Annotated in this window: 19 protein-coding genes; all 19 read left to right on the top strand. The window is 66.7% G+C overall.

The annotated features are described in order from the left end of the window. The first annotated feature begins 30 nt into the window (after positions 1-30). The 19 genes from G8346_RS12545 to rsgA all read left to right on the top strand — a co-directional run bounded on the left by G8346_RS12545 (position 31) and on the right by rsgA (position 15,458). Entirely contained in the window at positions 31-375 is a 345-nt protein-coding gene (locus G8346_RS12545) for a hypothetical protein (RefSeq protein WP_166051737.1), read from the top strand. A 98-nt stretch (positions 376-473) separates the two neighbouring features. After that, positions 474-1,118: a 16S rRNA (guanine(527)-N(7))-methyltransferase RsmG gene (gene rsmG, locus G8346_RS12540; protein WP_166051735.1), complete on the top strand. Its 645-nt coding sequence runs from the start codon at positions 474-476 to the stop codon at positions 1,116-1,118. Beyond that, positions 1,115-1,897, top strand: coding sequence for a ParA family protein (locus tag G8346_RS12535; protein WP_166051733.1), 783 nt, complete (start codon positions 1,115-1,117; stop codon positions 1,895-1,897). The genes rsmG and G8346_RS12535 overlap by 4 nt, the downstream gene beginning before the upstream one ends. 61 nt (positions 1,898-1,958) lie before the next feature. Beyond that, entirely contained in the window at positions 1,959-2,837 is an 879-nt protein-coding gene (locus G8346_RS12530; RefSeq protein ID WP_166051731.1) for a ParB/RepB/Spo0J family partition protein, read from the top strand. Between the two features lie 109 nt (positions 2,838-2,946). Beyond that, positions 2,947-3,336, top strand: a complete 390-nt coding sequence (locus tag G8346_RS12525; RefSeq protein WP_166051729.1) for an ATP synthase subunit I — start codon at positions 2,947-2,949, stop codon at positions 3,334-3,336. A 5-nt stretch (positions 3,337-3,341) separates the two neighbouring features. Continuing rightward, positions 3,342-4,106 (top strand): F0F1 ATP synthase subunit A, encoded by a 765-nt coding sequence (gene atpB / locus G8346_RS12520; RefSeq protein ID WP_166051727.1) that lies wholly within the window; start codon positions 3,342-3,344, stop codon positions 4,104-4,106. Between the two features lie 48 nt (positions 4,107-4,154). Beyond that, complete coding sequence (gene atpE, locus G8346_RS12515; protein WP_370520649.1) at positions 4,155-4,412, top strand: F0F1 ATP synthase subunit C; 258 nt, start codon at positions 4,155-4,157, stop codon at positions 4,410-4,412. Positions 4,413-4,465: 53 nt separating this feature from the next. Continuing rightward, complete coding sequence (locus G8346_RS12510) at positions 4,466-4,936, top strand: F0F1 ATP synthase subunit B (RefSeq protein ID WP_166051721.1); 471 nt, start codon at positions 4,466-4,468, stop codon at positions 4,934-4,936. Positions 4,937-4,960: 24 nt separating this feature from the next. After that, entirely contained in the window at positions 4,961-5,497 is a 537-nt protein-coding gene (locus tag G8346_RS12505) for a F0F1 ATP synthase subunit delta (protein WP_166051719.1), read from the top strand. 13 nt (positions 5,498-5,510) lie between these two features. Continuing rightward, complete coding sequence (gene atpA / locus G8346_RS12500) at positions 5,511-7,052, top strand: F0F1 ATP synthase subunit alpha (RefSeq protein WP_166051718.1); 1,542 nt, start codon at positions 5,511-5,513, stop codon at positions 7,050-7,052. A gap of 15 nt (positions 7,053-7,067) precedes the next feature. After that, positions 7,068-7,928 carry a F0F1 ATP synthase subunit gamma gene (atpG, locus tag G8346_RS12495; protein ID WP_166051716.1) on the top strand — a complete coding sequence of 287 codons (861 nt, stop codon included), beginning with the start codon at positions 7,068-7,070 and terminating at the stop codon, positions 7,926-7,928. A 38-nt stretch (positions 7,929-7,966) separates the two neighbouring features. Then, positions 7,967-9,346, top strand: a complete 1,380-nt coding sequence (gene atpD, locus G8346_RS12490; RefSeq protein ID WP_166051713.1) for a F0F1 ATP synthase subunit beta — start codon at positions 7,967-7,969, stop codon at positions 9,344-9,346. 28 nt (positions 9,347-9,374) lie between these two features. Next, positions 9,375-9,800: a F0F1 ATP synthase subunit epsilon gene (locus G8346_RS12485; protein WP_166051711.1), complete on the top strand. Its 426-nt coding sequence runs from the start codon at positions 9,375-9,377 to the stop codon at positions 9,798-9,800. Positions 9,801-9,947: 147 nt separating this feature from the next. Then, the gene (locus G8346_RS12480) at positions 9,948-10,664 is read left to right on the top strand and encodes a triacylglycerol lipase (protein WP_166051709.1); all 717 of its coding nucleotides are present in this window, start codon (positions 9,948-9,950) and stop codon (positions 10,662-10,664) included. A 42-nt stretch (positions 10,665-10,706) separates the two neighbouring features. Then, on the top strand, positions 10,707-12,062 hold the full coding sequence (locus tag G8346_RS12475) for a DUF2254 domain-containing protein (protein WP_166051707.1): 1,356 nt from the start codon (positions 10,707-10,709) through the stop codon (positions 12,060-12,062). Positions 12,063-12,074: 12 nt separating this feature from the next. Beyond that, the gene (locus tag G8346_RS12470) at positions 12,075-12,902 is read left to right on the top strand and encodes an SDR family oxidoreductase (protein ID WP_166051705.1); all 828 of its coding nucleotides are present in this window, start codon (positions 12,075-12,077) and stop codon (positions 12,900-12,902) included. A gap of 16 nt (positions 12,903-12,918) precedes the next feature. Next, entirely contained in the window at positions 12,919-13,701 is a 783-nt protein-coding gene (locus tag G8346_RS12465) for a bifunctional 2-polyprenyl-6-hydroxyphenol methylase/3-demethylubiquinol 3-O-methyltransferase UbiG (protein ID WP_166051703.1), read from the top strand. 8 nt (positions 13,702-13,709) lie between these two features. Further along, positions 13,710-14,462 (top strand): class I SAM-dependent methyltransferase, encoded by a 753-nt coding sequence (locus G8346_RS12460; protein ID WP_166051701.1) that lies wholly within the window; start codon positions 13,710-13,712, stop codon positions 14,460-14,462. A 3-nt stretch (positions 14,463-14,465) separates the two neighbouring features. Beyond that, entirely contained in the window at positions 14,466-15,458 is a 993-nt protein-coding gene (gene rsgA, locus G8346_RS12455; RefSeq protein WP_166051699.1) for a ribosome small subunit-dependent GTPase A, read from the top strand. The last annotated feature ends 47 nt before the right edge of the window (positions 15,459-15,505 follow it).

Here is a 15,505-nt window from a genome sequence, read left to right as displayed (position 1 = left end):
GCGAGACATTCTTATAACGAGGAGAGTGCCATGCAGCTGAAGGGTTTCATCGCCGGGGCCGCCGTGGTGTCACTGGCCTGGCTGGGTTCCACCGCGTGGGATAACTACAGCGCCGAAGTGCGTGCCGGCTCGATGCAGCGGCTCGCGGGCGTGCACGCCGCGCACGGCATGAGCGCGGCCGAAAAGGAGGCGCACGTGGCCGAGATGCGCCGCATGTGGGAGTCCATGACCCCGGCTCAGCGCGAGGCGCATCGCAACATGAATTACTGCCCCTACTCCGGCCGCGGCGCGCACGGCATGAGCCGCGACCGGTCCCCTGGCGTGCTGCCGGCCGCCCCGCTGCGGGCCGATCGACCCCAGCCGCTCGAGATCTAGCCCCGGCCGCGGCGCCGCGGTCCGGCTCCGACCGCGCCGGCCGGCGCGGCGGAGCCTTTTGATTCGGTATACTTGCGGGCCCACGTCGAGGGGTCCCTGTGGACACATCCCGCATCCAGCAACTGATCGAGCACGGCCTGGCCGCCCTGCGCCTGGCGGAGCCGCCCGGGCTTGCCGCCGCGCTGGCGCAGTACGTGGCGCTGCTGGAGAAGTGGAACGGCGCCTACAACCTCACCGCCGTGCGCGCCCCGGAAGAGATGGTGACGCGCCACGTGCTGGACAGCCTGGTGGTGTTGCCGTTCCTTGACGACGGACCCGTGCTCGACGTCGGTACCGGGGCCGGGCTGCCGGGGCTGGTGCTGGCGCTGGCGCGACCGCAGCAGCAGTTCGTGCTGCTGGATGCCTCCGGCAAGAAAACCCGCTTCATCGAGCACGCGGTCGACCGCCTCGGGCTGAAGAACGTGCGGGTGGTGCGCGCCCGCGTCGAGGACTACGAGGAAGCCGACGGCTTCTGTCGCGTGGTGAGCCGCGCATTCGCCTCGGTGGGTGATTTCATCCGCGCCGCCGGCGACCAGATCAAGCCGGGCGGCCGCCTGCTCGCCATGAAGGGCACGCTGCCCGAGAACGAGCTGGCGGCGTTGCCCGCGGGCTGGCGCCTGGACAGCGTGCATCGGCTCGTCGTGCCGGGCCTGCGCGCCGAGCGCCACCTGCTCGAATTCTGTCGCGAGGAAGCGCCCAAGTGACCCGGATACTGGCGGTCGCCAACCAGAAAGGGGGCGTGGGCAAGACCACGACTGCAGTGAACCTCGCCGCGTCGCTCACGGCGACCAGGCGCCGCGTGCTGCTGGTGGACCTCGATCCCCAGGGCAACGCCACCATGGGTTCGGGCATCGACAAGCGCGCGCTCGAGGTCTCCTCCTGCGACGTGCTGCTGGGCGAGGCGCCGGCGCGCGAGGCCGTGGTCCGCACCGACCCCGGCGGCTTCGACCTGATCCCCGGCAACGACGACCTGACCACGGCCGAGGTGCGGCTGATCAACGAGTTCGGCCGCGAGACCCGCCTGCGCACGGCGCTCAAGGACATCGCCGGAGACTACGACTACGTGCTGATCGACTGCCCGCCGTCGATCAACATGCTGACCGTGAATGCGCTCACCGCCGCCACGGGCGTGCTGATCCCGATGCAGTGCGAGTACTACGCGCTGGAGGGCCTGTCGGCGCTGGTCGGCACCGTGGAGCAGATCCGCGACGCCGTGAACCCGGGGCTGCGCATCGAGGGCATCCTGCGCACCATGTTCGACCCGCGCAACAACCTCGCCAATGAGGTCTCGTCGCAGCTCATCCTGCACTTCGGCGAGCGCGTGTTCCGCACCGTGATCCCGCGCAACGTGCGCCTGGCGGAAGCGCCGAGCTTCGGCATGCCGGCGCTGTTTCACGACAAGACCAGCCGCGGCGCGCTGGCCTACCTGGCGCTTGCCGGCGAGATGATCCGTCGCGGCGAGGCGGCGCAGCGTAACGGCTGAGCCTTGCGGTACACTGCCGGCGCGTAGCGGAAGATTGGACTTAAACGGAGATTCGAGCCCCATGGCCGTCAAGAAACGCCTCGGTCGCGGCCTGGACGCCCTGCTGTCGACGACGGCGCGGGCGGAGAGCACGGAGAGCCGCGACACGGGCCAGTACCGCGAGCTGGCCGTCGAGCTGATGCAGCGCGGCCGCTACCAGCCGCGCCTCGACATCCGCCAGGAGTCGCTCGAGGACCTGGCCGACTCCATCAAGGCCCAGGGCGTGGTCCAGCCCATCGTGGTGCGCCCGATCCGCGAAACGGCCGCGGGCGTGCGCTTCGAGATCATCGCCGGCGAGCGCCGCTGGCGCGCCGCCCAGCTGGCCGGCTTGCAGAAGGTCCCGGTGATCGTGCGCGACGTGCCGGACGAGGCCGCGGTGGCGATGGCGCTGATCGAGAACATCCAGCGCGAGGACCTCAACCCGCTGGAGGAGTCCCGCGCCCTGGACCGCCTGACCCGCGAATTCGAATTGACCCACCAGCAGGCCGCCGAGGCCGTGGGCCGCTCGCGCGCCGCGGTGAGCAACCTGCTGCGCCTGCTCGAGCTGGGCGAGGAAGTGAAGGCGCTGGTGGAGCGCCGGCAGCTGGAAATGGGCCATGCCCGTGCGCTGCTGGGCCTGGCCGACCCGAAGGCCCAGGCCGCCGCCGCGCGCGAAGTGGTGAAGAAGGGCCTGTCGGTGCGCGAGACCGAACGGCTGGTGAAGCGCCTGCAGGCGCCGCCGCCAAAGCAGGCCGGCCCGACGACCTCCCGCGACCCGGACATCCGTCGCCTCGAGGGCGAGCTGGCCGACAAGCTCGGCGCCCGGGTGGCCTTGCAACACACCGCCAGCGGGCGCGGCAAGCTGGTGGTCAGCTACAACAGCCTCGATGAGCTCGAGGGCATCCTCGGCCACATTAAGTAAAGGCGGGCGCGCGGCGCGGCAAAAAATGCCGCCGCAAGGCTTTCCGGGCTTTGCTGCGCCTGCGGAATCTGGCTATAATCCTCGGGCTTTGAGGGCCGGGTTTCTCGGCATGCAACAACGGGTCGGTTCAGTACCCGGAAAGATCATCGCCGGACAAGCGGGTGTGACCCTGGTCGCCGCGGCCCTCTACGGGCTCACGATGGGCGGGGATGCCGCGCTCGGAGCCCTCGCAGGAGGGGGAATCAGCGTCGTGCTGAGCCTCTGGATGGCATTACGGGTGTTCGCGGTGCCGGCTCAAGCGGGCCCGCGGGCCATGTTTGCGGCCTTCGTGAAGGCGGAGGTCCTGAAATTGGTGATGGCTGTAGCCATGTTTTCGGCGGCAGCCATTTTTTTGAGCCACGTGTTTGTTCCGCTCGTGGTCACGTTCGTCGCCACCCTGGTGGTCAACTGGCTGGCGCTGGTGTTTACGCGACGTGATCGACAGGGCTTTGGTGGATGACGGCCATGGCAAGTTCTCCGACAGAATACGTCACGCATCACCTCAAGCATCTCTCCGTCGGAGAGGGCTTCTGGACCATCCACATCGACACCCTGTTCTGGTCCTGGGTCACCGGCCTGATTTTCCTCGGCGTGTTCTACGGCGCTGCCCGCGCGGTGACCGCCGGCGTGCCCGGGAAGATGCAGAATTTCGTCGAGACCATACTGGAGTTCGTCGACAAGTCGGTGGGCGACGCCTTCCACGGCCCCAAGGACCTGCTCGCGCCGCTGGCGCTGACCATTTTCGTGTGGGTGTTCCTGTGGAACCTCATGGACCTCATCCCGGTCGACCTGTTCCCCGTGCTGGCCGCCATGGTCGGCATCGAGTACATGCGGGTCGTGCCGTCGGCCGACATGAGCGCGACCTTCAGCCTGTCGCTGTCGGTGCTGGCGCTGATCATTTACTACGGCATCAAGGGCAAGGGCGCCGCGGGCTTCGGCAAGGAGTTCCTGTTCCACCCCTTCGGCAAGAACCCGCTGCTGGTGCCTTTCAACCTCATTCTCAACACCGTGGAGATGATCGCCAAGCCGGTCTCTCTCGCGCTGCGACTGTTCGGCAACCTGTATGCCGCCGAGCTCATTTTCATCCTGATCGCCATGCTGCCCTTCTGGATCCAGTGGCTTCCCGGCAGCGCCTGGGCGATCTTCCACATTCTCGTGATCCCGCTGCAGGCGTTCATCTTCATGACGCTGACCATCGTTTACATTGCGCTGGCTTACGAGAAGCATTGATTTCACCCCTGTAGAAACCGCCTCCTACGGAGATTGACCATGGAAGCTATTGCATCAGTCCAGGCCTTTACCGCTCTTGCCGTGGGCCTCATTTTCGCCTTCGCGGCGCTCGGCACCGGCATCGGTTTCGGCCTGCTCGGCGGCAAGTTCCTCGAAGGCGCCGCGCGCCAGCCGGAAATGGCCAACATGCTGCAGATCCGCATGTTCATCGTCGCCGGCCTGCTCGACGCCCTGGCCATCATCGGTGTCGCATTCGCCGCGCTGCTGCTGTTCGCCAATCCGCTGCTCGCCGCTCTCCAGGGCTGAAGCGCCGGATGGCGTCTCTGCCAGCAAACGCACGCTGATCGGGAGTCGGAATCGTGGGCATTAACCTGACACTCTTCGGCCAGATGCTGACCTTCCTGGTCTTCGTCTGGTTCACCAAGAAGTTCGTCTGGCCGCCGGTCATGCAGGCGCTGGAGGAACGGCGGGCGCGTATCGCCGAGGGCCTGGCGGCGGCGGACCGCGGCCAGAAGGCGCTCGAGGCGGCCGACGCCCAGGTGGCGGAGCGGCTGCGCGAAGCTCGCCAGCAGGCGACGCTGATCATCGAGCAGGCCGAGCGCCGCGGCGCCGAGCTGGTCGAGGAGGCCAAGGAGACCGCCCAGGCCACCGGCGAGCGCATGCTGGCCCAGGCCCGTGCCGAGATCGAGCAGGAGACCAACCGCGCGCGCGAAACGCTGCGCGGGGAAGTCGCTGCGATCGCCCTGAGCGGGGCGAAGCAGCTGCTCGAGAAAGAGATCGACGCCACGGCCCATCGCGACCTGCTCGACCGCCTCGCCGGTCAGCTGTAGCGCGGTCCGGGGAGAGTCGCAGCCATGGCAGAGAAGATGACCGTCGCGCGGCCCTACGCCAAGGCCGTGTTCGAGATCGCGAAAGAGGCCGACGCCTTCGCGGGCTGGTCCGATTTTCTCGGGCGCGGCGCCATCGCGGCGGCCGACGAGCGCGTGCAGGCACTGATCGGCAACCCGGCGGTGACGCGCGAGGCGCTCGCCGGGCTGTTCATCGAGCTCTGCGGTGACGGCGCGGGCGCCCACGGCGCCAGCTTCATCAAGCTGCTGGCCGAGAACGACCGCGTGGCCTGGCTGCCGGAGATCGCGACCGAGTTCGAGGTGCTGCGCGCGGAGGCCGAGAACGTCGTGGACGTGCAGCTGACGTCCGCGGTGGAGCTCGACGCGTCCCAGCGCGAGAGCTTCGCGACGGCCTTGAAGAAGCGCCTCGGCCGCGACGTCCGGCTGCACTGCGACACTGACGCGAAATTGCTCGGCGGCGCGATCATCCGCGCTGGCGACCTGGTCATCGATGGCTCATTGTCCGGCCGCCTGGAAAGGCTCGCCGGCGCCGTCACGCACTAAAGGATTACAGGAAATGTCCATCAAGGCATCTGAAATCAGCGATCTGATCAAAGAGAAGATCCTCAACTTCCAGTCGGCCACCGTCGCCAGCAACGTCGGCACCGTGGTCTCGGTGACGGACGGCATCGTGCGCATCCACGGCCTGGCCAACGCGGCCTACGGCGAAATGCTGGAATTCCCGGGCAACACCTTCGGCCTGGCGCTGAACCTGGAACAGGACTCGGTCGGCGCGGTGGTGCTCGGCGACTACCTGCACATCTCCGAGGGCGACGAGGTCAAGACCACCGGTCGCATCCTCGAGGTGCCCGTGGGCGAGGCCCTGCTGGGTCGCGTGGTGAACTCGCTCGGCCAGCCGATCGACGGCAAGGGCCCGATCAAGACCGAGCACAGCTCGCCCATCGAGAAGGTGGCGCCGGGCGTGATCTGGCGCCAGTCGGTGAGCCAGCCGGTGCAGACCGGCCTGAAGTCGGTCGATGCCATGGTCCCGGTCGGCCGCGGCCAGCGCGAGCTGATCATCGGCGACCGCCAGACCGGCAAGACCGCCGTGGCGATCGACGCCATCATCAACCAGAAGGGCACCGGCGTTAAGTGCATCTACGTGGCGATCGGCCAGAAGCAGTCGTCCATCGCCGGCGTGGTGCGAAAGCTGGAAGAGTTCGGCGCGATGGACCACACCATCATCGTCGCCGCGCCCGCCGCCGACTCGGCTGCGCTGCAGTACATCGCGCCCTACGCCGGTTGCGCCATGGGCGAGTACTTCCGCGACAAGGGCGAAGACGCGCTGATCATCTACGACGACCTGACCAAGCAGGCCTGGGCTTACCGCCAGGTGTCGCTGCTGCTGCGCCGCCCGCCGGGCCGTGAAGCCTACCCCGGCGACGTGTTCTACCTGCATTCGCGCCTGCTGGAGCGCGCCGCGCGCGTCAACGCCGAGTTCGTGGAGAAGGCGACCGACGGCAAGGTGAAGGGCAAGACCGGCTCGCTCACCGCGCTGCCGATCATCGAGACCCAGGCCGGCGACGTGTCCGCCTTCGTGCCGACCAACGTGATCTCCATCACCGACGGCCAGATCTACCTCGAGTCGGACCTGTTCAACGCCGGCATTCGGCCCGCCATCAACGCCGGCCTGTCCGTGTCGCGCGTCGGCGGCGCCGCCCAGACCAAGGCCATCAAGAAGCTCGGCGGCGGCATCCGCCTGGCGCTGGCCCAGTACCGCGAGCTGGCCGCTTTCGCGCAGTTCGCCTCCGACCTGGACGAGACCACCCGCAAGCAGCTCGACCGGGGCCAGCGCGTCACCGAGCTGATGAAGCAGAAGCAGTACTCGCCGCTCTCCGTGGCGCAGATGGCGGTGTCGCTGTTCGCCGTCAACGAAGGCTTCATCGACAAGGTCCCGCTGGACAAGATCGGCGACTTCGAGCACGCGCTGCACGGCCACATGGACTCGGCGCACCCGGAGCTGATGAAGAAGCTGAACGAGACCGGCGACTGGAACGACGAGATCGCGGGCGAGATGAAGAAGGGCGTGGCCGACTTCGTCGCCACCGGCACCTGGTAAAAAGCGGAGAGCCGCATGGCCAACGCCAAAGAAATCCGCACGCAGATCAAGAGCATCCGCAACACGGCCAAGATCACCAAGGCCATGGAGATGGTCGCTGCGGCGAAGATGCGCAAGGCGCAGGAGCGGATGGAAGCATCCCGCCCCTATGCCGAGCGCATCCGCACGGTGATCGGGCACCTGATGCAGGCGCGCCCGGATTACCGCCACCCCTTCATGGTGGAGCGTGAGGCCAAGCGGGTCGGCTACATCATCGTGTCGTCGGACCGCGGCCTGTGCGGCGGCCTCAACGCCAACCTGTTCCGCCGCACGCTGCGCGAGCTGCGCGAGTGGCGCGACAAGGGCGTCGAGGTGGAGCTGTGCCTGGTCGGACGCAAGGCGGCGCAGTTCTTCCGCCGGCTGGACGTGAACATCGTCGCCAGCCTGCAGGACCTCGGCGACGTGCCGCGCGTGCAGGACCTCATCGGCGCCATCCAGGTGATGCTGAACGAGTACAGCGAGGGCTCGCTGGACCGGCTGTTCCTGGTGCACAACGAGTTCGTCAACACCATGAGCCAGAAGCCCGTCACCCTGACGCTGCTCCCGGCCCAGACGCAGGACGCCGAGGAATTGCAGACCCACTGGGACTACATCTACGAGCCCAGCTCCACGGAGCTGGTCGAGCAGGTGCTGACCCGCTACATCGAGTCGCAGGTCTATCGCGGCGCGGTGGAGAACGTCGCCTGCGAAATGGCGGCGCGCATGGTGGCCATGAAGAGCGCCACCGACAATGCCGGCAAACTGATCGACGGGCTACAGCTCGCCTACAACAAGGCGCGCCAGGCCGCGATCACCCAGGAACTCGCCGAGATCGTCGGCGGCGCGGCGGCCGTCTGACGGCGCCCCAGCGGATACGAGACAGAGGAAACTGATCCATGAGCACTGGCAACATCGTTCAGGTCATCGGCGCCGTGGTGGACGTGGAGTTCCCGCGTGAGCACCTGCCCAAGATCTACGACGCCCTGAAGATCGAAGAGAACGACATCACGCTCGAGGTGCAGCAGCAGCTCGGCGACGGCATCGTGCGCTGCATCGCCATGGGCGCTTCCGAGGGCCTGAAGCGCGGTCTCGCGGTGAAGGGCACCGGCGAGCCGATCAAGGTGCCGGTCGGCAAGGCCACCCTGGGCCGCATCATGGACGTGCTGGGCACGCCGATCGACGAGGCCGGCCCGGTCGACGCCGACGCCTACATGCCGATCCACCGCGACCCGCCGTCCTACGAGGACCAGGCGGCCTCGGTCGAGATCCTCGAGACCGGCATCAAGGTCATCGACCTGATCATGCCGATCGCCAAGGGCGGCAAGATCGGCCTGTTCGGCGGCGCCGGCGTGGGCAAGACCGTGACGCTGATGGAGCTGATCCGCAACATCGCCATCGAGCACTCCGGTTACTCCGTGTTCGCCGGCGTCGGCGAGCGCACCCGCGAGGGCAACGACTTCTACCATGAGATGAAGGACTCCAACGTCCTCGACAAGGTGGCGCTGGTGTACGGCCAGATGAACGAGCCGCCGGGCAACCGCCTGCGCGTGGCGCTGACCGGCCTGACCATCGCGGAGAACTTCCGCGACGAGGGCCGCGACGTGCTGATGTTCATCGACAACATCTACCGCTACACCCTGGCGGGCACCGAGGTGTCGGCGCTGCTGGGCCGCATGCCCTCCGCCGTGGGTTACCAGCCCACGCTGGCGGCCGAAATGGGCCAGCTGCAGGAGCGCATCACCTCCACCAAGACCGGCTCGATCACCTCCTTCCAGGCCGTGTACGTCCCGGCCGACGACTTGACCGACCCGTCCCCGGCCACGACCTTCGCCCACCTGGACGCCACGCTGGTGCTGTCGCGCCAGATCGCGGAGCTGGGCATCTACCCCGCCGTGGATCCGCTGGACTCGACCTCGCGCCTGCTCGACCCGAACGTCATCGGCCAGGAGCACTACGACTGCGCCCGCGCGGTGCAGGCCACGCTGCAGCGCTACAAGGAGCTGCAGGACATCATCGCGATTCTCGGCATGGACGAGCTGTCCGAGGACGACAAGCTGGTGGTGACCCGGGCCCGCAAGGTGCAGCGCTTCCTGTCGCAGCCGTTCTTCGTAGCCGAGGCCTTCACCGGCTCGCCGGGCAAGTACGTGTCGCTGAAGGACACCATCAAGGGCTTCCGCGGCATCGTCGACGGCGAGTACGACGCGATTCCGGAGCAGGCCTTCTACATGGTCGGCACCATCGAGGAAGCCGTCGAGAAGGCCAAGAAGCTGCAGTAACACGGCGCCACGCGGCCCGGAGTAAGGGATGAGCACGATTCACGTCGACATCGTCAGCGCCGAAGGCGAAATCTTCAGCGGCGCCGCAGCCATGGTCTACGCCCCGGCGCAGCTCGGCGACATCGGCATCGCGCCGAACCACGCCCCGCTGCTCACCGGCCTGCGGCCGGGCGGCGTGCGCGTGCAGACGCCGGAGGGCCAGGAGCTGTTCTTCTACGTCTCCGGCGGCATGATCGAGATCCAGCCCAGGGCCGTCACCGTGCTGGCCGACGCCGCGGCGCGCGCCCACGACCTCGACGAGGCGGCCGTGCAGCAGGCGCGGCAGCGCGCCCAGGACCTGCTGGAGAACCGCGAGTCCGCCAAGGACATCGCCATCGCCCAGGCTGAGCTGGCCCAGGCAGCCGCGCAGCTGGCGCTGCTCGAGAAGATCAAGAAGAGCGCCGGGCAGAAGTAGCCGGCGGTTCGATCTTCGTCGTCTCCGCAAGGGGGCTGCCGGTTGGCAGCCCCCTTTTTCGCGAACCAGCACGCTGATGCTTTCGCGCCCGGCCACGGAAGTGGGAAAATGACGTCTTTAAGCGTCTTCTTGAGGGCGAACCGGAGCATGCACCCCCGAGTCAAAGTTGCGGCGCTGCTCATTGTCCTGCTGGCGTCGCCATACGCTCGTGCGACGGAGTGCGTGATCCTCCTGCACGGCCTGGCGCGTACCGCCAGCTCCATGTCGGTGATGGAAGAAGCCCTGCAGGCTGCGGGCTATCACGTCGCCAATATCGATTATCCCTCCCGCCACCACCCGGTCGCCGAACTGGCGCCCCGCGCAGTGGGGGAAGGCTTGTCGCAGTGCGCTGCAGTCGAGGCGAAGTCCGTGCACTTCGTCACGCACTCCATGGGCGGCATCCTGGTTCGTTACCACTTCCGCAACCATCGCATCGAAAACCTGGGTCGCGTGGTCATGCTGGCGCCGCCGAACCAGGGCAGCGAAGTGGTGGACAATCTCAGGGACACGCCGGGGTTCGCCATGTGGAACGGCCCGGCCGGTCTCGAACTCGGCACGGGCGAAAACGACGTGCCGGCCAGTCTCGGTCCCGTGGACTTTCCCGTCGGCGTCATTGCCGGGACAGAGTCGGTCAATCCCATGCTATCGCGGTTGCTGCCGAGCCCGGATGACGGCAAGGTTTCGGTGGCGAGAACGAAAGTCGAAGGTATGGCCGACTTCGTGGCGGTCAGTGCCACGCATACGTTCATCATGCGCAATGACGATGCCATCCGGCACACCCTGGCCTTTCTCGCCAAGGGGTCGTTTGCCCATGATGCGCCCTGACGCTTTCTTGCGCCTGAGGCTCGACCTCCTCGGTACCTCGCCATGAGAGTCCGGGTTTTCACAATATTCAACCGCATTCGCTCCAGTTTCTGGTTTCTCCCCGCAGCCATGGCCACCGGCGCGATGGTGTTGGCCTTCGCAACCGTGGCACTGGATACAGCGGCGACGGACTGGCTGGCGCTCAACTGGGGTTTGACTTTCACCGGTGGGGCCGAAGGCGGGGCTGCCTTGCTGGGGACCATCGCCGGATCAATGATCACCATCGCCGGGGTGGTCTTTTCGATGACGCTGGTCGCCCTGTCGCTCGCCTCGTCACAGCTCGGCCCCCGGCTGCTGCGCAATTTCATGCGCGACACCATGACCCAGGTGGTGCTCGGCACCTTTGTCGCCACCTTCCTTTACTGCTTGCTGGTCCTCCGCACCATTCGCCGCGCCGAGGAGACCTTATTCGTCCCGCACCTTTCTGTGAGTCTCGGTGTGCTGCTCGCGGTGGTGAGCGTGGGGGTGTTGATCTACTTCATTCATCACGTATCTGTTTCTATCCAGGCCAACGAGATCGTGGCGCGGGTCGGAAAGGAGTTGATTGAAGGCATAGAGCGGCTGTTTCCCGAGAAGATCGGACGGGGTGCCCCCCGGACGCCAAAGGCGCCGCCCGACGCCGACTTCCTCGACAGGTTCGGCGCCGAGGCGTGTCCGATTGGCTCTGCCGCGGACGGCTACCTGCAGTTCGTTGATGGCGATGACCTGATGGCGCTGGCCATGCAAGAGGATGTCGTTATTCGCGTAGAGCCACGCCCCGGCCACTATGTCGTTGCGACGCGTCCGCTGGTGCACGTATGGCCAGGCAACCGGGTTAACGACCAGCTGATAGAGCGTGTTCATTCCGCGTTCGCCCTGGGCAACCAGCGGACGTCCGGGCAGGACATCGAGTTCGGCGTCAACGAGCTCGTCGAAATTGCGATCCGCGCGCTCTCACCCGGGGTGAACGACCCCTTCACGGCGATGACGTGCGTGGACCGCCTGGGCTCGGCACTGTGCCGCCTGGCGGAACGAGATATGCCGTCGCCCTATCGATACGACACGGAGGACCAGCTGCGGCTCATTACGCATGTCTTCACGTTCGCGGACGTCACCGACGCGGCGTTCAACCAGATCCGGCAATATGGCCGTTCCAGCACCGCGGTGACCATCCGTCTGCTGGAAACGATTACCGAGATCGCGGGATCTGTACACCGGCAGGAGGATCGCCTTGCACTGCTGCGGCACGCCACGATGATTGCGCGCGGCGCAGTTGACGGTTTGCCGGAAGAGAAGGATCGCCAGGAGGTGGAGAAACGCTTTCAATCAGCGCAGCGATTGTTGACGTCCTCGCCCGCGCGCCTGCGCATCCCTGAATAGGAAGCCCCCTGCGTGGAAGAAGTTCTCGTCATCATCGGACCCGGCTCAATGGGCACCGCGGTGGCCCGGCGTGTCGGCGCCGGCAAGCACATCCTGGTCGCCGATCTCCGCGAGGAGAACGCCCGCTCCGCCGAGGAGACGCTGCTGGGCGCGGGCTTCGACGTCAGCGCGGCGACGGTAGACATTACCGACCCGCATTCCGTCCAGGCCCTGGCCGAGAAGGCTGCAGGGATGGGTGCGGTGACCGGGCTCGTCCATGCGGCCGGCGCCTCTCCCTCGATGTCCCGGCCGGAGATGATCGTCCGGGTGGACCTCTACGGCACTGCTGTCGTCCTGGAGGCATTCGGCGCAGTGATGGCCCCGGGGGGCGCCGGCGTGGTCATTGCGTCCCAGGCCGGTCACCGGCTGCCGGCGCTCACCGCGGAAGAAGGCAAGGCCCTGGCCACGACGCCGGTCGAGGAAGTCCTGGCCCTTCCCATGCTCCAGCCCGCGCGACTCCGCGACACACTGCATGCCTATGAGCTTGCGAACCGCGGCAAGACCCTGCGGGTACAGGCAGAAGCCGTCCGTTGGGGCCGCCGCAAGGCACGCGTCAATGCCGTCAGCCCGGGCATCGTGATGACGCCCCTGTCCCGCGCTGAATTGTCGGGGCCCCATGGCGACGGGTACCGCCGCATGATCGAGCGTTGTCCCGCGGGCCGCGCCGGTACCGCGGACGAGGTGGCCACGGTGGCAGCCCTGTTGATGGGGCCGGACGGGGCCTTCATCACCGGCAGCGACATCCTGGTGGACGGCGGCGCCACGGCGGCTTATTTTCACGGGGACCTCGATTTCGTTTAATCGGCTTGGAGCGGAGATGGCCGACGCCGAGTACTTCGCCATGAACCGGGCCGGCTGGGACCGGCGCACCAAGGTTCACTTTGCGTCCCGGTTCTACGACGTGGAAGGCTTCCTGGCGGGCGGAACGTCTCTGCGGGAAATCGAGCTCGCTGAGCTCGACTGCGTCGCTGGAAAAAGCCTGCTGCATCTCCAGTGCCATTTCGGGCTGGATACCTTGTCCTGGGCTCGCCGGGGCGCGACGTGCACCGGCGTGGACATCTCACCGGTGGCGATCGCCCAGGCCCGTGAGCTCGCGGTGCAAGCCGGGCTGGCCGCGGAGTTCGTGTGTGCGGACGTGTATGGCTACGAGCGTGACGGGGGTGGCCCGTTCGAGATCGTTTACACCTCGTACGGCGCGATCTGCTGGCTGCCGGACCTGGCCCGGTGGGCAGGCGTCGTCGCCGCGAACCTGGCCGAGGGCGGCACCTTCTACATGGTCGAGTTTCACCCGGTTTACGACCTCCTGGAGGGCTATTCGTATTTCACCCGACCCGATCCTGACGTCGAGGAGGAAGGGACCTACACGGAGAACGGTGCCGAGGTCATCACCAGGCTGGCGACATGGGCACACCCGCTCTCGAGTGTCATCAACGCCCTGCTCGACGTCGGCATACAAATCGAGCGAGTGAACGAATTCCCCTTCAGCCCGTACAACTGTTTCGCCGGCATGGTGGAGCGTGAGCCGGGCAGGTTCTACCTGGCCCACAAGGGGAATGACGTACCGTTGGTATACAGCCTGCGGGGGCGAAAAATTGGCTGACAACAACCATGGATGATTACCAGCTCCTGGCCGACCTGCACAAGCCGGGCCGACGGCAGGGACCGGGCGGCGATGCCGAGACCGAACGGGCGCTCGATCTCGCCGGGATCGACCGCTCTGCGCCACTGAAGATTGCCGACATCGGCTGCGGGACGGGGGCGTCCACCCTGCTGCTCGCCCGGCTACTGAATGCCCGCATCACGGCAGTCGACTTCCTCCAGGATTTCCTCGACGTGCTGGAGCAACAGGCCGAGAAGCTGGGCGTGGCGGACCGTGTCTCGACGCTGGCATGCTCCATGGACGCGCTGCCTTTCGCGGACGAGGCACTGGACGTCATCTGGTCCGAGGGCGCGATCTACAACATCGGTTTCGAAAAGGGCGTGGCGGAGTGGAAGCGATTCCTGAAGCCGGGCGGCCTGCTGGTGGCTTCCGAGATCACCTGGCTCACTGACACGCGACCGGCAGAACTCCAGGAATACTGGGAGAGGGAGTATCCGGAGATCGACCTGGCTTCGGCCAAGATCCGGGTGCTGGAAAAGCACGGCTATGCGCCGGTCGGGTATTTCGTGTTGCCGGAGCGCTGCTGGCTGGACGAGTACTACCGGCCCATGCAGGCCAGGTTCGATGACTTCCTCGAGCGCCATGGGCACAGCACCGAGGCCCGCGCCATCGTGGCCGCGGAGCAACGCGAGATCAGCCTCTACGAGACCTGCAAAGCGCACGTCAGCTATGGCGTGTACATCGCCAGGAAGCCCGGATAGCAAATGAACCAGCCTGTGGCCAGGGTCGTCGCCGTGGACCGTGATGCCTACCGGGTCCGGAGCGACGGCGTCGAGACGCCTGCCGTGCTTTCCGGGCGGTTCCGCTTCACCGTCGAGTCCGGCCCGGAGCTGCCCTGCGTCGGCGACTGGGTCAGCATCGAGCTCGCAGACCCGGCATTGGCGATCATCCAGGCGGTGTTGCCCCGCAAGTCGTACCTCCGCCGCAAGGCCCCGGGCAAGACCGTGGATTTCCAGATGATCGCCGCCAACATCGACGTGGCCTTCATCGTCCAGTCATGCCAGTACGACTTCAACGTGCGCCGGCTGGAGCGCTACCTCGTGGTATGCCGCGAAGGCGGCATCGAGCCGGTGATCCTCTTGAGCAAGACCGACCTGGTCAGCCCGCTCGAGACCGAAGGCCTGGTTGCGGCGATCAGCGGCGCTGGGATCGACGCCCGGGTCATTGCACTCAGCACGGCCACCGGCGACGGGCTGGAGGCGTTTCGTGCACTCCTGGAGCCGGGCAAGACGTACTGCTTCGTCGGCTCGTCGGGCGTGGGCAAGAGCACGTTGATCAACCGGCTACTCGGGCGCGACGTACTCGATACCCGGTCGGTCAGCGGCACCGGCGAAGGCACACACACCACCTCGCGGCGCCAGCTGCTTGTGCTGGAGGATGGCGTGCTGCTCATCGACACGCCGGGCATGCGCGAACTCGGGCTGCTCGGCACGAGCGAGGGCCTCGACGCGAGCTTTGCGGACATTCACGAGCTGTCCCGCGCCTGCCGCTTTGCAGACTGCATCCACGGGCAGGAACCCGGCTGCGCCGTACGCGCAGCGATCGACGACGGCAGCCTCAGCGAGTCGCGCTACCAGGCCTACCTGAAGCTCAGGAAAGAGACCGAGTACCATGACGCGTCGTATGTCGAGAGACGCAAGAAGGACAAGGACTTCGGTCGCCTCGTGAAGTCGGTCATGAAACACCACAAGCGGTGACGAATAGCCGACATCCCCGTGGACAAGACGCGCCCGGCAACTTAGTT

The sequence above is a fragment of the Thioalkalivibrio sp. XN279 genome, from assembly GCF_011089885.1.
GTDB lineage: Bacteria > Pseudomonadota > Gammaproteobacteria > Steroidobacterales > XN24 > XN24.
The sequence above is the reverse complement of the archived record's forward strand: the minus strand, read 5'-3'. Positions and strand labels throughout refer to the sequence as shown.

Excerpts from the sequence above, each read along its gene's own strand:
- atpD (WP_166051713.1), top strand. The coding sequence starts at position 7,967 with ATGAGCACTGGCAACATCGTTCAGGTCATCGGCGCCGTGGTGGACGTG.
- G8346_RS12460 (WP_166051701.1), top strand. The coding sequence starts at position 13,710 with ATGGATGATTACCAGCTCCTGGCCGACCTGCACAAGCCGGGCCGACGG.
- G8346_RS12545 (WP_166051737.1), top strand. The coding sequence starts at position 31 with ATGCAGCTGAAGGGTTTCATCGCCGGGGCCGCCGTGGTGTCACTGGCC.
- rsgA (WP_166051699.1), top strand. The coding sequence starts at position 14,466 with ATGAACCAGCCTGTGGCCAGGGTCGTCGCCGTGGACCGTGATGCCTAC.
- G8346_RS12530 (WP_166051731.1), top strand. The coding sequence starts at position 1,959 with ATGGCCGTCAAGAAACGCCTCGGTCGCGGCCTGGACGCCCTGCTGTCG.
- G8346_RS12480 (WP_166051709.1), top strand. The coding sequence starts at position 9,948 with ATGCACCCCCGAGTCAAAGTTGCGGCGCTGCTCATTGTCCTGCTGGCG.
- G8346_RS12505 (WP_166051719.1), top strand. The coding sequence starts at position 4,961 with ATGGCAGAGAAGATGACCGTCGCGCGGCCCTACGCCAAGGCCGTGTTC.
- G8346_RS12475 (WP_166051707.1), top strand. The coding sequence starts at position 10,707 with ATGAGAGTCCGGGTTTTCACAATATTCAACCGCATTCGCTCCAGTTTC.
- G8346_RS12465 (WP_166051703.1), top strand. The coding sequence starts at position 12,919 with ATGGCCGACGCCGAGTACTTCGCCATGAACCGGGCCGGCTGGGACCGG.
- atpG (WP_166051716.1), top strand. The coding sequence starts at position 7,068 with ATGGCCAACGCCAAAGAAATCCGCACGCAGATCAAGAGCATCCGCAAC.
- atpA (WP_166051718.1), top strand. The coding sequence starts at position 5,511 with ATGTCCATCAAGGCATCTGAAATCAGCGATCTGATCAAAGAGAAGATC.
- G8346_RS12525 (WP_166051729.1), top strand. The coding sequence starts at position 2,947 with ATGCAACAACGGGTCGGTTCAGTACCCGGAAAGATCATCGCCGGACAA.
- atpB (WP_166051727.1), top strand. The coding sequence starts at position 3,342 with ATGGCAAGTTCTCCGACAGAATACGTCACGCATCACCTCAAGCATCTC.
- G8346_RS12485 (WP_166051711.1), top strand. The coding sequence starts at position 9,375 with ATGAGCACGATTCACGTCGACATCGTCAGCGCCGAAGGCGAAATCTTC.